Here is a 16632-nt window from a genome sequence, read left to right as displayed (position 1 = left end):
TTTCAAAAGCGTGCCCGAGCAAACTTGTTTACTCGGGTGCTGAGGCACCATGCCGCGTCCAATGCGGCAAAAGGGAGAAGCAACATGAAGAAGTCGACGTTCAATACCCTGCTTGTCGGTGGCGGTTTTCTGCTTGGCACGGCCGGCATCAAGCTGCTTACCAGCGCTCCGGTCAAGAATGCCTGCGTTCAGGGCATTGCGTGCGGCATGCGCATCAAGAACGGCTACCAGGACATGGTCGAGCAGGCCAAGGCTAATGTCGACGACATGGTTGCCGAGGCTGCTTACATCACCCAGAGCGAGGCCGCTGCTGACGAGGCAGCCGAGTAACGCTCCCAGGCACAAACTATGAGATTCTCGATTATTAGCGAGATCCCCGGCAGGACCCGTCTTCAATTGGCGGGTCCTGTGCCAGAGAGCGATCTCGATGCACTTCTTAAGCTTGGCGGCGACATCGACGGCGTGCACAAGGTGCGCGTCTACGGCCGCATCGGCCAGATGGCGCTCGAATACGACGAGCAGCGTCGCGCGAGCGTGCTCGACGCCTTGGGCGCACTCGATGCTCAAGCTATCGCTGATGCCAAGTCGGGCTACGTGATACAACTCGAGCCGCGTAAGCACAAGCTCGTCATGGACCTGGCGACACTCGTCGGTGCCCATTACGCACGTCGCTGGTTCTTGCCCACGCCCCTGCGTGCGGTGTTTGTCGTGGCCGGTTACATGGCCTTTTTGCGTGCCGCCCTCCGTGAGCTCGCGCAGCCGCGCCTGACCGTTCCCGTGCTCGACGCTTCGGCCATCGGCATTTCGTTCGTCAAACGTGATGTCGACACCGCAGGCCAGACGATGTTCCTGCTCAACGTGGGCGAGCTGCTCGAGGACTACACCCGCGCCATGAGCGAAAACGAGCTCATCAACTCGCTGCTCGATGTGCCCGATAAGGCGCAAAAGGTCGTCGGCGACATCGAGGTAAGCGTTGCCGCCACCGAGCTCGAGCCCGGCGACTTGGTGGCCGTGCGTACTGGCATGTCCATTTGCATCGACGGTGTTGTCGAGCAGGGGAGCGCTATGGTCAACCAGGCGACCCTGACCGGCGAGCCGCTGGCCGTCGAACGCAGCGTGGGCGACGACGTGTTCGCCGGAACCGTCGTGGAAGACGGCAGCATCTTGGTGCGCGTGCGCGCCAATACGGCGCAAACCAAACTGCGCTCAATCGTCTCGCTCGTGCAGACGGCCGACTCGCTCAAGTCCGAGGGCCAGTCGCACATGGAAGACCTCGCCAACAAGATCGTCCCGTGGAACTTCCTGCTCGCGGGCCTTGTCGCTCTCACCACGCGCAGCCTTATCAAGACCTCGGCGGCGCTGATGGTCGACTACTCGTGCGCACTCAAGCTCACGGGTTCCGTCGCCGTCATGACCGCCATGAGCGATGCCGCCAAGATGGGCGTCATGGTCAAGGGCGCGAAGTACTTTGAGTCGTTTGCCAAGGCCGACACCATTGTGTTTGATAAGACCGGCACGCTGACCGAGGCGCAGCCGCGCCTGGCTTGTGTGCTGACGACCGACGGCTGGAGCGAGGACGAGGTCCTGCGCCTTTCTGCCTGCCTGGAGGAGCATTTCCCGCATCCTGTGGCGCGTGCCGTGGTCAACGCCGCCCGCGAGCGCGGGCTCGAGCACCGCGAGCGCCATGCCGCCGTCGAGTACATCGTGGCGCACGGCATCGCTTCGTCCATCGAGGGGCGTCGCGCGATTATCGGCTCGGCACACTTTGTGTTTGAAGACGAGAGCGCGCAGCTCGATTCCGACATTAAGGAGCGCATTGAGTCCCAGATGCAGGGCCTGTCGCCGCTGTATCTGGCGGTCGATGGAAAGGTCGTCGGCGTGCTCGGCATCGAAGATCCGCTCAAGGCCGGGGTCCGCGAGGCCATTGCCGACCTGCATGCGCTGGGCGTCAAGCACGTGGTCATGCTCACGGGTGACTCCGAGCGCACGGCCGAGCGCATCGCGCGCGAGGCGGGTGTCGACGAGTTTAAGGCCGAGCTGCTGCCCGAGGACAAGTACGCCTATGTGGAGCGGATTAAGCGCGAGGGGCGCCACGTTGCCATGGTGGGCGACGGCGTCAACGATTCGCCGGCGCTCGGTTTGGCCGACGTGGGCCTGGCCATGGGTGGCGGAAGCGACATCGCCAAAGAGGTCGCCGACATCATCTTGACCGACACGGATCTCGCCGCGATCGTGCGCCTGCGCCGCATGAGCCAGGGCCTCATTGATCGTCTGACGAGCTCCTACTCTAAGGTGATGCTCACCAACTCGGCGCTGTTGGCATTGGGCATTACCGGCATGATCACCCCGCAGACGTCGTCGTTGCTGCACAACGGCTCGACGATTGCCTACAGTCTGAGCAACGCAAAGGCGTACCTGCGTTAGCAGACGTGTTCGCCCACGTTATCTGGCCTGCGCCCAGACGGCATCGGTGTCGTCCGGGCGCAGGTCTTTTGCATTTGAACATTTGCTAACTTCTCTATATAGTGTTGCTAGCAAGGCTAGCAATGAAGGGAGCGGGATCGACGTGGGTGCTGTTAGTGGCATGGCACAGGTGAATGTTCGCGTAGATCGCTCGGTTAAAGAGCGCGCCGAGGAAGCGCTGCGGCTTTCGGGCAGATCACTGCCCGAGCTTATCAAAAAGGTCGTGGCCAAGGTCGCACAGGGTGGCGGGCAGTGTGAGGAGGTACTGTCTGCCGTTGATGGCCGGCAGCAGACCGTCGCGCCCGATACTCCGTTCGCCGCGTCGTGGGCAGCGGCAGATCAGCTTTACGCGGACCTGGGCATCGCTACGTCGCCCGTATCCGACGATCGCGACTGGGACGCAATCTATTCCGAAGCCATGGATGAGCGTTATCGCCAAAAGGGGATGATCCAGTGAGTGGGGTGCCTCTCAAGATCATGGTGGACGCCAACGTATGGGTTGATTCGTTTTGCGCCGACCATGCCGAGTCGCTTGCCGCACGCGCGTTTATTGGGCAGGCGACGGAGGCGGGGGCATTGCTGTTCTTTCCGGTGCATATCGCCAAGGACGTACTGTATGTTGTACAGCACGAACTGAAGCGCAGCGTTCTTGCCAGCGGGGGAGCGCTCGGCGAGGCTTCTGCCCGCGCGATTGGCGATGCGGCGCTGGCGTTTGTTCGGAACATGACCGAAAACGCCACGGCCGTGGGTGCAGATGCGTCGGACCTTTGGCTGGCCGACAAATACTTAGCGCTCCATCGCGATTACGAGGACAACTTGGTACTCGCCGCATGCAAACGCGCCCAGGTTGATTACTTGGTGACCAACGATCGAAAACTGCTCGAACATGCCGATCTTGCAGCAAAGACACCTCGTCAAATGATGCCGATTCTTGCTTTGGCCAAACGCGGCGGCACGGCTATCGGTTGACGTGAGCTGTTCGCGGGCCCCTTGGACGACGATGCGCCAAGGGGCCCGCGTCTGCTATTTACAAAAGCTCGGCCTTGATGGTGGGACTTTCTGCGAGCTGCTCGGCTGCCTTTTCGTTGGAGCTGTCGAGTGCTGCCAGACTGCGGTAGACCCACTCGTTGACCTGGGTGTTCTTGACGCCTGCGGTCTGCATAAGGGCGCCTACCTCGCGGATTGCTGCGAACAGATCGGCCTTGGGACCCGCGAGCTCGACCTCGATGCCGTGGTAGGCGGCCACGCCGCGGTTCTCACTCACGTGGTCGATAAAGCCCTCGACGGTCTCAAGCTGCTGGGCGAGAGCTGCATCATCGTCAACGTCCAGCGCGACGAGTGCGTTCGATACCGTGAGGGCGGGATGTCCGCAGGGGACAAAGCCCTCGATGACATCCATAGCTTCGGTAATGGTTGAGCCCAGGCCTGCGAGGGCATTGACGAGCTGCTGCTTGGTATCCATAACGGTCCTTTCGACGGGTCAATTTTGCTTGGCGAAAATATACGTGACGCGTTCGGTGGCAAAAGTGCGAAGTATGGTGCACATTAGGGTCTTCACAGCTCGTGCAGAGAGCAGCTGTCCGCTTTCAGAACGTGGTAAGATAACACTCCACAAGCGGGGCTCGCCCCGTATGTTCCTTGAAAAGTCGACGGTTATCGGGTGTTTGCAGGCCCGATACCATCCAGACTTTCCCAACATTCGGGGGCGACTGGTTTCGACACGATAGCTCTGAGAGAGGAAGCAAGCCGAGGTCTCCTCGCCTCGTTAAACAGGGGTACCGTCAAATTGAATTGACAACAACTCTTCTTTTGAGCCTATGGCTCTCGCTGCTTAATTTATAGCGGCGCGTCAACCCGGTGATTTCCCCGACACCGGCGCGACGTCATTTTAGGGGAATGCTCCTGCGCACGTAATCGGTATGGCGCAGGCTAAGACCGAACCGGTTAGGACGCCGCGAGCGTGTCGCTGCGCGCAAAGCGTCCGAGACTAAACCAGCGACTGAGCTTGGAGATGCCAATCAGGGGGCTTTCGTGGACCGGAGTTCGATTCTCCGCGCCTCCACCAATAGTTACAAGCAGGTAGGTAAACGCACCTACCTGCTTTTTTATTACTTATAGATACCGCGGAGAATCGAACTCTGTGCAGGGCGCGAGCGTTAAGCAAACGCGAAGCGTTTGTAGCCCGCGGGCGAGGGCGGCGGCAGCCGGCCGAAGCCGGTGCGTATTTGCGAAGCAAATACGCGGATTCTCCGCGCAAAGCCTCAGCCCTATGCAGATGCGATGCCGATCGGACTGCAGCCTGCCATGCCCCGCATCAACGTCGCCCCAGGCGGAAAATCCATCCCAGAATTCCGGTTCAGACTGGGATGCGGTTTCCGGATGACGTTTCAAGCGGAAACTGCATCCCGGAATCGACGCTCGGAATGGGATTCATTTTCCGGAAGACGCCTCAAGCGGAAACTGCATCCCGGAATCCGCGCTCAGAACGGGTCGCGCTTTCCCAATGACGGTCCAAGCGGAAAGCGCATCCCGGAATCCCGCCTCAAACTGGGACGCGCTTTCCGCTTCACCTGCCGCCTCGAAAAACCTGCGCGCCCTCCATTCCAAAACTGGGTAGAAGAAAGCCAAAACGCAATCGCAGGAGGTCAATATGACTGCAGAAGATAAGGCAAAGAATGTCGGCAAGGTCGCGCTCGTCTTGGAGGGTGGCAGTTTTCGTGGGCAGTTTACCGCCGGCGTGCTCGACGTTCTCATGGAGGCCGGTGTCGAAATTCCGGCGGTATATGGCGTATCGGCCGGTGCGCTCAACGGCGTCAACTACAAGTCACACCAGATCGGTCGCGTCAATCGCATCAACCTGACCTTCTGCAATGACAACCGCTACATGGGTGCCGCATCCTTCGCATCCACGGGCTCCATCGTGGGTTACGACTTTATCTTCAACGATATCCAGGACCGCCTGGATCCCTTTGACAACGAGGCGTTCGACGCGAGCCCCATCGAGATGTACGCCGTCGCGACGGACATGCTCTTTGGAACTGCCGCATACCTGCCGGTCAAAAGCGCCGTGCTCGACCTCGACGCCGTGCGTGCCTCGACCTCGTTGCCGCTGGTGACGCCGCCGGTCGAGATTGACGGGCACAAATACGTCGACGGCGGCGTAGCCGATTCGGTTCCTATCGAGCATGTGCTGGAGGAGGCCGGCTTCGAGCGCGCGGTTGTCATTGTCACGCAGGACCGCTTGTACGAGAAAAAGCCCTACGAGTTTATGCCTGCCGCGCGCGCCCGCTATGCCGACTACCCCTACCTGCTCGAGGCTATCGAGACGCGCCACGACCGCTATAACCTCCAGCGCATGCACCTGTGGAAGTATGAGCGCGAGGGCCGCGCGCTGGTCATCGCTCCGCAAAAGCCGGTCGAGGTCGGCCATGTCGAGCATGATCCGGCAAAGCTTTTGGACCTGTATATTCAGGGTCGCCAGGAGGCAAAGCGTTTGCTCGCGGAGATCCAGGAGTTTGTTGAGCGCTAGCGCTGCAACGTCACGGCTCGTGGATGACATGTGCAGAAACTCTGGTCGGAGCCAAAATACCTGTTGACTCGGGCGGCGAGCGGGGTAATATGGACGGGTTACTTGCAGAGCCCCGTGAATCTCTGTAACAACACGTACTGTACATGGAGGAGTCTAAGTGATTTCGAAATCGACTCACTACGCCAAGCAGGGCGAGGTCCAGCGCAACTGGGTTCTCGTCGACGCCGATGGTGCTGTCCTGGGCCGTCTTGCCACCCAGATCGCAATGATCCTGCGCGGTAAGAACAAGCCCCAGTTCACGCCCAACAGCGACTGCGGCGACTTCGTTGTCGTCATCAACGCCGATAAGGTCCAGCTTACCGGTAACAAGGCCGACACGAAGACCTATTATCGCCACAGCGGCTACAACGGCGGCCTCAAGGCTGAGAGCTTCCGCCAGGCTATGGAGAAGCACCCGGAGAAGGTTATCGAGCGCGCCGTTCGCGGTATGCTGCCCAAGACCACCCTCGGCCGTGCCCAGATGACCAAGCTTAAGGTCTACGCTGGTGCCGAGCATCCGCACGCTGCCCAGAACCCCACGAAGATTGAGCTGGAGGCTTAAAGATGGCTGAGAACACCGTTGTCTACCAGGGTACCGGCCGTCGTAAGAACGCCGTCGCCCGCGTCCGTCTCGTCCCCGGCACCGGCAAGGTGACCATCAACAAGCGTGACGCCGAGCAGTATTTCGGCCGTCATCAGCTCGTTGAGAACGCCCTTGCTCCCTTCAAGGTGACCGACACCGCCGGTCAGTTCGACGTTATCGCTCTGTGCGATGGCGGCGGCATCTCCGGTCAGTCCGGCGCTCTGCGCCTGGGCATCGCTCGCGCTCTTCTGAACGCTGGCGACTACCGTGCTGACCTCAAGAAGGCCGGTTTCCTTACGCGCGATGCTCGCGTGGTCGAGCGCAAGAAGTACGGCCTCAAGAAGGCCCGCCGCGCTCCCCAGTTCTCCAAGCGCTAAGGTTTTATCTCCTTACGAGATACAATGTACAAGCGGGGCCTGCCGATTCCTCGGCGGGTCCCGCTTTTCTTTTTCGACTAGGGTGGGCGGTTGCATATCGCCTGCTAGGGAAGGAGCGATCCTATGCCCCAGAACATCTTCGGTACCGACGGCGTCCGTGGCGTCGCCAATGCCGACCTCTCGTGCGACCTCGCGTTTCGCCTGGGCCGCGCGGCGACCAAGTTCCTTGGCCCGGATATCTGCGTCGGCCGCGACACGCGTCTTTCGGGTACCATGCTCGAGAGCGCTCTGACCGCCGGCATCATGGCCGAGGGCGGCCGTCCGCACTGCTGCGGCGTCATCCCCACGCCTGCCGTGGCGCTGCTCACCGTCCAGAACGAGCTCGACGGCGGTATCGTCATCTCTGCTTCGCATAATCCGCCGGAGTTCAACGGCATCAAGTTCTTTAGCCGCAAGGGCATGAAGCTTCCCGATGCGGTCGAGGAGGAAATCAGCGCCTGGGTCATGTCCGAGGAAGCCATGGCTGCCGACACGCTGCCGACCGGTGCCGGCGTGGGCCACATCATCAAGATGAAAGACGCCCGCAAGGCATACGTCGACCACGCCATCGATACGCTTGATGGCCTGAGGCTCGATGGCCTGGTCGTTGCCGTCGACTGCGGTCACGGTGCTTCCTGCCAGACTACGCCCGCCGCGCTGCAGCGCCTGGGTGCCACGGTCCATGCCATCAACACCGATTACTGCGGCACCGACATCAATGTCGAGTGCGGCTCTACGCACCTCGAGCCTCTGCGCGAGCTCGTGCTGCGCACCCACGCCGATATCGGCCTGGCCCACGACGGCGACGCCGATCGCGTGCTGTTCGTGGACAGCGAGGGCAACGAGATCGATGGTGACTACATCCTGGCCATCTGCGGCTCCGACCTGGCTGCCCGCGGCAAGCTCGCCAACTCCGAGATCGTCTCGACCGTCATGTGCAACCTGGGCTTCTCCATCGCTATGAAGGAGCAGGGCTTTGAGATGGTCCAGACTGCCGTGGGCGACCGCTATGTTCTTGAGCGTATGCTCGCGGACGGCGCCGTCATCGGCGGCGAGCAGTCCGGCCACATCATCTTCCTGGAGCACAACACCACCGGTGACGGTCTGGTGACGGCTCTGCAGCTGCTGGCCGTGCTCAAGCGCACCGGTCGTACCCTCACCGATCTTGCCGGCATCATGAAGAAGTACCCGCAGGTACTCGTCAACGTGCATTCCGACAACAAGGCTGGTCTGGACGATTGCCAGCCCATCTGGGATGCCGTCGCTGCTGCCGAGAAGGAACTTGACGGCCGCGGTCGCATTCTGGTGCGTCCGAGCGGTACCGAGCCGCTGGTCCGCGTTATGGCCGAGGCCGAGACGCACGAGCTGACCCAGCGCGTTGTCGACGACATCGTCGAGGTTGTCAAGCGCGAACTTCCCTAATGGTCAAAAACGAGTGCCAAGTGGTAAACTGTTAAGGCTATTTTGGTCGATTGGTATGTCCGAGGGGGAGCATGTTCACTAAAGTCCTAAGGTCTTTTGGTATGCGTGGTCGAGTCCTTACGCTGGATGCTCCCATCTCGGGCGACGTCATTCCGCTTTCCGAGGTAAACGACCAGACATTTGCCACCGGCCTTTTGGGCCAGGGCGTGGCGATTCAGCCTACCGGCACGCGTGTGATTGCACCGGCTGATGCCAAGGTCGAGGCCATTTTTCCCACGGGACACGCTGTTGCGCTTAACACGGTCGATGGCCTAGACGTGCTCATCCACGTTGGCTTGGACACTGTTCAGCTTGAGGGCAAGCATTTTAGCGTGCATGCACAGGTGGGTGACATCGTCCATAAGGGTGACGTGCTCATCGAGTTCGATCGCGAGGCAATTGCTGCCGAGGGCTACGATGTGACGGTTCCCATCTTGGTGTGCAACTCCGTTGAGTTCTCGAGTATCAAGGGCTCCGTTGGTGCGCATGTCGAAGAGATGGACCAGCTCATCGTTGCTCGCGAGCGCTAGTAAGTGCACGTGGCCATTAGCCTACAATTCAAACACGTTTACGGAGGGCGCCCTTGAAAGAGGGCGCCCTCCGTGGCAAGATGGGATTTGTCCGAAGCTAAAAGGCTTTGGGTCACCGTGGACGGGCAGGGGCCTCGACGCGGCTAGACACGAGACACATACATTACGCGACCTCGCCCTGGTGGCCGCACACGTTGGTTGCGGCCGACGCGGGCCGCGGGCAAGTGCTTGTAAGGGGAGCCTTGCCTCTCTTGTACGAGAAAGGACGCGTAATGAAGATCATTAAAGCTAAAGACTACGAGGATATGAGCCGCAAGGCCGCCAATATCATCTCGGCGCAGGTTATCCTCAAGCCCGATTGCGTGCTGGGTCTTGCCACCGGCTCCACCCCGATCGGTGCCTACAAGCAGCTCGCTGCTTGGTACGAGAAGGGCGACGTCGACTTTGCCGAGGTCAGCACCTACAACCTGGACGAGTATCGCGGCCTTTCGCACGACGATCCCCAGAGCTATCACTACTTCATGCGTGAGAACTTCTTCGATCACATCAACATCGACCTGAACAACACGCATGTGCCCGACGGTTCCAACCCCGACGCCGCCGCTGCCTGCTCTGAGTACGACAAGATCGTCGCCGCCGCCGGTTACCCGGATCTGCAGCTGCTCGGCATTGGCAACAACGGCCACATTGGTTTCAACGAGCCCGATGACCACTTCTCCAAGGGCACGCACTGCGTCGACCTCACCGAGAGCACCATTCAGGCCAACAGCCGCCTGTTCGACAGCATCGACGATGTTCCCCGTCAGGCCTACACCATGGGTACCCAGACCATCATGTATGCCCGCATGATCCTAGTCGTCGCCAACGGCGAGGCCAAGGCTCAGGCCGTGCATGACATGTGCTATGGTCCGGTTACGCCCGCGTGCCCGGCTTCGATCCTGCAGCTGCACACCAACTGCGTTGTCGTTGCCGACGAGGCCGCCCTTTCGCTCTGCGAGTAGCGCGAATCCTGCATCTCGACATAGCCTTGCCTAAGGCCTCCGCTTTGCGGGGGCCTTTTTGTTATCCCTCTCCGCCCGCTTGACCAAAATCTTGCCGCAAGCTTGACGAATGCCGGATGCCCAACAGCTTGATTCATTCCATACCAGATTCTATGCAAAAATGCCACTAAAAGGTCGTAGACGGTAGCGGGTGCTAGGCGAGTTGAATGACATAGCTGAACCTTGTTCATCTGCGTTACACTGCCGCTTAGATGGGACAAGCTGACAAGCTCATTTACCTGCTTAAAGACCGATTAGTCGGGGGATTAATAACAATCGGCCCTCGCTGTACAAAAACTTGCCGCTTGCGTACCAAAAGACAACCTAGAACACAAGGTCGCTCTATTCATAGCGCGGCTTGTATGGTCTTGCGGTTACAGTGTCCATACGGTCGAGTTGAGGAGCGGGCATGGTAAACGATTTGGGCAGTATGGACGACCTCGAGCTGATGCCGCTGGGCGGTGGCTATATGGTGCGACGCGAACGCTTGATGAATGAGCTTCTCGCCAAGGGCCGAAAGGCCGGCATCGTGGTTCTCTATGCGCCTGACGGGTTTGGGAAGACCTCGGTGCTGCTGCAGTACACCCATGAGGTTAAATGCGACCCGACGCGAGGTCCCGTGCGGATTATCGAGGCCGATCGCGCCACTGGGCGCGAGGTGTTTATGCAGCTCGAGGTGGTCACCGAAGAACTCAAAGACAAACCGCACTCCCTGATTGCGATTGATAATGTGCCAAACCTCGATCAGCACGATACCGAAGACTTCATCGACAGGATTCGCGGCCTGCGCGCCATGGGGGTAGGGGTCTTTATTTCCTGCCGTCCTTCAAATCGTCAGCTGATTCATGGGCTGGGCGATTCGGTTAAGATCAATGCGCAGATGCTCAAGGTGCATGCCTATGAGTATTCGGCGTGGGCATCGGCGTTTTCGATCAGCACATCGCTCGACTTTTATCAGCTCACGCAGGGCGTGCCCGAACTCGTTTCGGCATTGCAGACAGGTCTGTATGGCCAAGGCGACGTAGCCGGCCTGCTCGAAAACGAGATTGTCAACGTGTATGGCGCGGCACTTGCCGATCTGGCTTCACTCGACAATAATGCGCTGTTTTGCGTGGCATGTCTCATGGTTTTGATGGGCGAGGGCAATATCGCAGAACTCGAGGCCTGTGGGGTGAGGCTGTCGATGGTCGACCAGTCCTACTTTGTACGCGACTACCCGATCTTTGGCTTGGATCCCGCCGAGCGGAGTTTTACGTGTCTGGGCACGGAGGATAACGGACGCTTGCGCTTGCGTAAGTTGGTGGCCGAGGTTCGCCCCGAACTTGTTCCGAGGGCGGCCCGGATTTTGCTTAAGGCGGGCCGATGCGATGCGGCGATGGGCCTGGCGGACGCCTTTTTGGACCGTGAAGCGGTCCTTGAACTTGCTGGGCAGTATGGGGTCGATCTGGCTCTGACGGGGCACGGGGCCGATATCTGCCGAGCAGCGCTGGGCACGATCGATGCCGACGATCCGGCTCCAGAGCCAACGCCTGCCGAGGCGCTCGGCGTATATCTGGCAGCGGTCAGCGTGTCCAATACAAAGCTTGCTCGCTATATGGCATCGGTCATCGAGCGCGGGGGCGAACGGGCGGCCTGTGAAATAGATCCTGTTTCATGGAGGGTAGCCCAGACACTGACGGCTGTTTGCTATGGGGACAACGGGCTTGGGCTTCCTACGAACCTGGCCGTGCCAGAAATCGAGACGTCCCACACCGCACTCGACATGTTGTCCGCGCATATCGAGGTCAAGCGATGCCTGGCCGAGCGGGGAGATGACGGCGGCGTTCTACAACAGCTCAAAACGAGCAGGGCCTACGACTGCGAGCTCGACATCGCGGGGATTGTTATACGGGCCGATAGCATGCTGGTGGAGCTCTTTGACGGGTCGTTTTCGGGAACCGACGAGCGCGACGACGAGATGGCGCTGGTGCGGGAGGCACTCGACGTGCGTGGGCTTAAGGCGATGGCTATCTGGGTGCGCATGGTGTTGGCGGCACGGCGGCTCCTTTCCGGCTTGCCGGTAACCGACGATGCGGCGTTCAACGAGCTCGATCGTTTTGCCGTGCGCATGCGCGACAATCAGATTCAGCTGTTTGGCCTGTTGCTAGAAGGCTGGCAGTCGCTGGCAGAGGGACGGCCGGTTAATGCAAAGTTCCGTGCGGTCCAAGTGCTCAAACTTGCCGAGGAGTCGATTGCGTACATGCGCGATAACGCATTGCTGCTGGAGCGCGCGGCATATCTACGTAACACCTCGATGGTTTCGGTGCGCGAGGAAGCGGAGCTACTCGATATAAGCCAGACGCAGGTTGGTGGCGCAGAAGCCTGGATGGTGGCGCTGCATTTGGCCTGTGCGGGCCGAGACAGCGACCTTGCGGCCTGGATGTCCATGAATCGCGCGGGGATTCTAGAGCCATCGTATCGGCTCTTTGCGCGCCTTGCCATGCATTGTCTGGGCGAGCCGGCGACCAGGATTCGCAAGAAGCTTCCCGTGCGCGAGCTGTCGCGGTACTCGCTGCGCGACGATTTGGAAGGGGAGGGCGAGCGCCTGTTCCAGGCCGGCGAGGTTGAAGCCGTTGATACCATTGACCATATCGAGATTCGCATGTTTGGTGCGTTTCGCGCCGAGCGCGACGGGTTTCCCATCACGGATAAGATGTGGCGCCGCAAGAAGGCGGCGACACTTGCCGAGCGGCTTGCGTTGGGCATGGATGCTATGGTCGACCGCGAGACAATCGCCATGGAGTTGTGGCCCCATGCCGAGTTTAACGCCGCGCGCAACAATCTGTATTCGACGGTATCGCGCTTGCGCTCGGCTTTGGGTCCAACGCCGGATGGCAAGTCGTGCGTGCTCATCCAAAATGAGTGCATAGGGCTCAACGGCGACTACGTTAAGACCGATGTAAGGCTCTTTGACCAGCTGAGCCGTGAGATCCTGGGAAACCGTATGGGTGCGAGAGGGCCTCACCTGATTGAGCTATGTCTTAAGGTTGAGCAGCTCTACGCGGGTCCGCTGTATGTTCCCACCGGTTGCAATCCCACGTTCTTTACGCGCTTGCGCCACATTATGCAATCCAAGTACATCGACTGCATGATAAGGGGAGCGAATGCCGCTCTTGAGGAAAATGACCTGCAATCGGCAATTTGGCTCGTGGAATCGGGGCTTCGCCAGGAGACGGCGCGCGAGGACATGGTTCGCTGCGCCATGCGCGTTTACGGCGCGGCGGGACGACGCCGCGATGTTGTCGAGTTATACAGCGGCCACATGCATCACCTGAGAGAACAGGTTCAAGGCGTGCCCGAGCCCGAGACAAGGCGTCTGTATGAGCGACTGGTCGAAGGCAGACTCAAACGCGTGCTTGTCGAGCGATAAAAAACGGGCGTCCGAATCAATCGGACGCCCGCAGACTTGCTCGGTATGACCAGCCTGTATTTAGACGAGCTTGATCTTCTCGATATCCTTGCGCGAGGACTCGCGATACAGCGAGAACTTGCGGCCGATGACCTGGACGACCTCGGCGTGGCAGCGCTCAGCGAGCTCTTCGGCGGCCTCGCGGGCGGAAAGACTGGAGCTATCGAGCACGGAGCACTTAACGAGCTCGTGCTTCTCCAGGTAGGCGACCGTCTGCTCGACGGTGCCCTCGTTGACATCGGACTTACCGATGATGATGGCGGGGTTGAGGTGATGGGCCATGCTGCGAAGCTGCTTGACCTGGGCTCCTGTCAGTGCCATGGGTTCTCGCTTTCTATGTATGGGGCGCCCCGCGACGGGGCCTTAATCTACGTGAGCTGTCCCACGATAGCGCAGGAACGGCGCGGTGTGGGGCGCGTTTGCCCAGTTCGCAAAGAATGCGGATGCCGAGGTGATGGGCGGCTCGGGCTGTGAACGGGCTACGAGCGGGATTCAGAGACCGGTTCCCATGCAATAAACGCCCAGCGAACCTTACGGATATGATCGAGCATATAGCGCCCCTGCGGCACGCCCTTGGAGCCCGGCTCACCGGCATGGGGGTTCTCAATCATGTGTTGAGCGATGTAGTCGCGCAGGCGGTCGATCTTATCCTCGTTGCCATGCTCGAGCATACGGGAAAAATCCGCCACGCCTGCCTCAAGGCTATCGAAGGTATCGCGACGAGGCGATTCAAAGTATGTAACCTGCGGCAACGCACCCATCTGAATGAGGATGTTGAAAGCGTACACAAAGCCATTGCTGCAGGTAACCGAGGCGCCGATAGCGTTCATCAAGTGCAGATCATAGCGCGGGCTGGAGTTAGCGACCATCGTGACAGCACAACGCCGACGAGCCGTTCGATCAAGCTTGGCAAGCGCGTCTTTTAGATTGGTCGTCGTAACCGACCGACTGGCAAAGGCAACATCCACCGCTTTCGCGACCGGTCCAACCAAATCCCAATCATCATCCCAAGCAAGCTCAAGCGGCGTAATGCGATTTTCGAGCCCATAGTACTCAATGCCAGCATCAAGCGTGCCCAACATAGCAGGGGAAAAGTCAGCAGCAATCACAGGATGCCCAGCCTGAGCAAGCGGAATGGCAATCGACCCAGCCCCACACCCCATATCGAGCACGGATTCACCAGGCTTTAACGCCAACAGCTTCATAAAGTCCCGGGCATACGGAGCAGTTTCAAGCGGCCGAAAATGCCGAGCCCGCTTATCCCACTCAAAAGAATCATCAGCCCGCCGCCGATCAGCTTGCAGACGTATCCATTCGCCATTCCAATCCGCAGAAAGCAGATCAGAACGAATCTCCCCATCAACCACGGGCCAACCTCCTAGCAACAAAAAAGCGACTCCTCCCAAAAGAAGAGCCGCAACCAGCATATATCAGAAAGAACCGTTCCAACGCCAAACCGCCATACCAGCAAAGTGGGGCAGAAGCGAAGCGACTGCCAAAGGGATAGAACCCAACCGAGGGCCCGTTGTGCGGGAGCCCCGGGGAGGGCAAATATATAAGGTCGATCGCGAGTTCCGCACGAGCCGGAGAGCACTTAATGTGCTCTCCGTGCGAGTCAGGACTGTCCGAGCAGGCGACCTTATATATTTGCCCTCCCCGGGGCTCCTCGCCAGTCCCCCTCAGCTAGTTCTTCAGCGAGTTCAGCGGCGCCGGGAATCGACCACCGCGGTGGGCAAGCACAGTGCCGGCGTTGGGGTTCACCGGCATGATGGGCGCACGGCCAAACAGGCCGCCGTACTCGACGCAGTCACCCACGCCCTTGCCGATGGCAGGAATCACGCGGACGGCCGTGGTCTTGTTGTTGATGACGCCGATGGCCATCTCGTCGGCGATGATGCCGGCGATGGTCTCGACCGGGGTGTCGCCGGGGATGGCGATCATGTCCAGGCCAACGGAGCACACGCAGGTCATGGCCTCGAGCTTCTCGAGCGAAAGCGCGCCGGCCTCGACGGCGGCGATCATGCCGGCGTCCTCGGACACGGGAATAAAGGCGCCCGAGAGACCGCCCACGCTGGAGCTGGCCATGACGCCGCCCTTCTTGACGGCATCGTTGAGCATGGCGAGCGCGCAGGTCGTGCCCGGGCCACCGCAGGTGCCCACGCCGATGATCTCGAGGATGCGCGCGACGGAGTCGCCGATGGCAGGCGTGGGAGCCAGCGACAGGTCGACAATGCCCTTCTCGACACCCAGACGATGGGCGGCCTCGCGGCTCATGAGCTCGCCGGCACGGGTGATCTTAAAGGCGGTCTGCTTAATCTTTTCGGCGACTTCCATCATCGAGGCGGAATCGGGCAGCGTCTCCAGGGCTGCGGCCATAACGCCGGGGCCCGAGACGCCTACGTTGATGACGGCGTCGGCCTCGCCACCGCCGTGGACGGCGCCCGCCATAAACGGGGAGTCCTCGACCATGTTGGCAAAGCAGACAAACTTGGAAGCGCCGACGGAATCCTGGTCGGCCGTGAGTTTAGCGGCATCGATGATAGTCTGGGCGGCCATGAGCACGGCATCCATGTTGATACCGGCGCGCAGGCTGGCGACGTTGACGCTGGAGCAGACGCGGCTCGTGGTGGCGAGCGCCTGGGGGATGGACTGGATAACGCGGCGATCGGCGTCGCCGATGCCCTTCTGGACGAGTGCGGAGAAGCCGCCCAGGTAATCGATGCCGAGTGTCTCGGCCGCGCGGTCGAGGGCGTGCGCGATGGGGGTGAGGTCCTCATCCTTGCAGCACGCGGCGATCTGCGCCACCGGGGTGACGGAAACGCGCTTGTTGACGATGGGGATACCGTACTCGCGCTCGAGGTTCTCGGCGGTCTCGACCAGATGCTCAGCCGTGTGCGTCACGTGGTCGTAGATCTTCGTGCACATGCGGTCGAGGTTCTCGTCGCCGCAACCCATGAGCGAAACACCCATGGTGATGGTCCTGATGTCGAGGTTCTGCTCCTCAACCATGCCGCGGGTTTCCGCGATTTCTGCAGGCGTGATCGCCATCCTTGCGCTCCTATCTGCCAAAACGAGCATAGTCTTATCTATTCTAACGTGCCGCACGTGCCAAGTGGCGCGTGC

Annotated in this window: 15 protein-coding genes and 1 other RNA gene; 12 read left to right on the top strand and 4 right to left on the bottom strand. The window is 60.1% G+C overall.

From position 1 onward, the window contains the following. Positions 1-84 precede the first annotated feature (84 nt). From AAAX77_RS06535 to AAAX77_RS06520, 4 genes are all read left to right on the top strand, one after another. Positions 85-330, top strand: a complete 246-nt coding sequence (locus tag AAAX77_RS06535; protein WP_055250999.1) for a DUF6110 family protein — start codon at positions 85-87, stop codon at positions 328-330. Between the two features lie 78 nt (positions 331-408). Continuing rightward, positions 409-2424, top strand: a complete 2016-nt coding sequence (locus tag AAAX77_RS06530) for a heavy metal translocating P-type ATPase (RefSeq protein ID WP_349105383.1) — start codon at positions 409-411, stop codon at positions 2422-2424. A gap of 142 nt (positions 2425-2566) precedes the next feature. Then, on the top strand, positions 2567-2920 hold the full coding sequence (locus AAAX77_RS06525; protein ID WP_349105381.1) for a hypothetical protein: 354 nt from the start codon (positions 2567-2569) through the stop codon (positions 2918-2920). Further along, the gene (locus AAAX77_RS06520; protein ID WP_349105380.1) at positions 2917-3432 is read left to right on the top strand and encodes a type II toxin-antitoxin system VapC family toxin; all 516 of its coding nucleotides are present in this window, start codon (positions 2917-2919) and stop codon (positions 3430-3432) included. The genes AAAX77_RS06525 and AAAX77_RS06520 overlap by 4 nt, the downstream gene beginning before the upstream one ends. 58 nt (positions 3433-3490) lie before the next feature. Here AAAX77_RS06520 and AAAX77_RS06515 read toward each other — a convergent pair whose 3' ends face one another. Then, the gene (locus AAAX77_RS06515) at positions 3491-3925 is read right to left on the bottom strand and encodes a hypothetical protein (protein ID WP_118328349.1); all 435 of its coding nucleotides are present in this window, start codon (positions 3923-3925) and stop codon (positions 3491-3493) included. Positions 3926-4164: 239 nt separating this feature from the next. Here AAAX77_RS06515 and ssrA point away from each other — a divergent pair. The 8 genes from ssrA (at position 4165) to AAAX77_RS06475 (ending at position 13470) form a co-directional block, all read left to right on the top strand. Continuing rightward, positions 4165-4528: a transfer-messenger RNA gene (gene ssrA / locus AAAX77_RS06510) on the top strand. Positions 4529-5113: 585 nt separating this feature from the next. After that, a complete protein-coding gene (locus tag AAAX77_RS06505; protein WP_349105378.1) occupies positions 5114-5992 on the top strand; it encodes a patatin family protein in 879 nt (292 codons plus the stop codon). Positions 5993-6149: 157 nt separating this feature from the next. Continuing rightward, entirely contained in the window at positions 6150-6593 is a 444-nt protein-coding gene (gene rplM, locus AAAX77_RS06500; protein WP_022094635.1) for a 50S ribosomal protein L13, read from the top strand. A gap of 2 nt (positions 6594-6595) precedes the next feature. Next, on the top strand, positions 6596-6991 hold the full coding sequence (gene rpsI, locus AAAX77_RS06495; protein WP_022094634.1) for a 30S ribosomal protein S9: 396 nt from the start codon (positions 6596-6598) through the stop codon (positions 6989-6991). Positions 6992-7114: 123 nt separating this feature from the next. After that, positions 7115-8452, top strand: a complete 1338-nt coding sequence (gene glmM / locus AAAX77_RS06490) for a phosphoglucosamine mutase (RefSeq protein ID WP_055251011.1) — start codon at positions 7115-7117, stop codon at positions 8450-8452. A gap of 101 nt (positions 8453-8553) precedes the next feature. After that, positions 8554-9021 (top strand): PTS glucose transporter subunit IIA, encoded by a 468-nt coding sequence (locus tag AAAX77_RS06485; protein WP_349105376.1) that lies wholly within the window; start codon positions 8554-8556, stop codon positions 9019-9021. Positions 9022-9293: 272 nt separating this feature from the next. Next, on the top strand, positions 9294-10022 hold the full coding sequence (nagB, locus tag AAAX77_RS06480; protein ID WP_055251013.1) for a glucosamine-6-phosphate deaminase: 729 nt from the start codon (positions 9294-9296) through the stop codon (positions 10020-10022). 448 nt (positions 10023-10470) lie between these two features. Beyond that, positions 10471-13470 carry a BTAD domain-containing putative transcriptional regulator gene (locus tag AAAX77_RS06475; protein WP_349105374.1) on the top strand — a complete coding sequence of 1000 codons (3000 nt, stop codon included), beginning with the start codon at positions 10471-10473 and terminating at the stop codon, positions 13468-13470. 60 nt (positions 13471-13530) lie between these two features. On the opposite strand, the gene AAAX77_RS06470 is transcribed toward AAAX77_RS06475, so the two are convergent. From AAAX77_RS06470 to AAAX77_RS06460, 3 genes are all read right to left on the bottom strand, one after another. Further along, positions 13531-13830 (bottom strand): YhbY family RNA-binding protein, encoded by a 300-nt coding sequence (locus tag AAAX77_RS06470; protein WP_349105373.1) that lies wholly within the window; start codon positions 13828-13830, stop codon positions 13531-13533. A gap of 158 nt (positions 13831-13988) precedes the next feature. After that, positions 13989-14876, bottom strand: a complete 888-nt coding sequence (locus AAAX77_RS06465) for a methyltransferase domain-containing protein (protein ID WP_349105371.1) — start codon at positions 14874-14876, stop codon at positions 13989-13991. 316 nt (positions 14877-15192) lie between these two features. After that, positions 15193-16557, bottom strand: a complete 1365-nt coding sequence (locus AAAX77_RS06460) for a PFL family protein (protein ID WP_035136908.1) — start codon at positions 16555-16557, stop codon at positions 15193-15195. Positions 16558-16632: the final 75 nt, after the last annotated feature.

Origin of the sequence: Collinsella sp. CLA-ER-H6 (assembly GCF_040092305.1) — a bacterium.
Classification (GTDB): Bacteria; Actinomycetota; Coriobacteriia; order Coriobacteriales; family Coriobacteriaceae; genus Collinsella.
Note: the sequence above shows the minus strand (reverse complement) of the source record. Positions and strands in the feature narration are given on the sequence as shown.

Bases quoted from the DNA above. Each gene is read 5' to 3' on its own strand.
- AAAX77_RS06475 (WP_349105374.1), top strand. From the start codon at position 10,471: ATGGTAAACGATTTGGGCAGTATGGACGACCTCGAGCTGATGCCGCTG.
- AAAX77_RS06485 (WP_349105376.1), top strand. From the start codon at position 8,554: ATGCGTGGTCGAGTCCTTACGCTGGATGCTCCCATCTCGGGCGACGTC.
- AAAX77_RS06470 (WP_349105373.1), bottom strand. From the start codon at position 13,830: ATGGCACTGACAGGAGCCCAGGTCAAGCAGCTTCGCAGCATGGCCCAT.
- glmM (WP_055251011.1), top strand. From the start codon at position 7,115: ATGCCCCAGAACATCTTCGGTACCGACGGCGTCCGTGGCGTCGCCAAT.
- nagB (WP_055251013.1), top strand. From the start codon at position 9,294: ATGAAGATCATTAAAGCTAAAGACTACGAGGATATGAGCCGCAAGGCC.
- AAAX77_RS06505 (WP_349105378.1), top strand. From the start codon at position 5,114: ATGACTGCAGAAGATAAGGCAAAGAATGTCGGCAAGGTCGCGCTCGTC.
- AAAX77_RS06460 (WP_035136908.1), bottom strand. From the start codon at position 16,557: ATGGCGATCACGCCTGCAGAAATCGCGGAAACCCGCGGCATGGTTGAG.
- AAAX77_RS06535 (WP_055250999.1), top strand. From the start codon at position 85: ATGAAGAAGTCGACGTTCAATACCCTGCTTGTCGGTGGCGGTTTTCTG.
- rpsI (WP_022094634.1), top strand. From the start codon at position 6,596: ATGGCTGAGAACACCGTTGTCTACCAGGGTACCGGCCGTCGTAAGAAC.
- AAAX77_RS06515 (WP_118328349.1), bottom strand. From the start codon at position 3,925: ATGGATACCAAGCAGCAGCTCGTCAATGCCCTCGCAGGCCTGGGCTCA.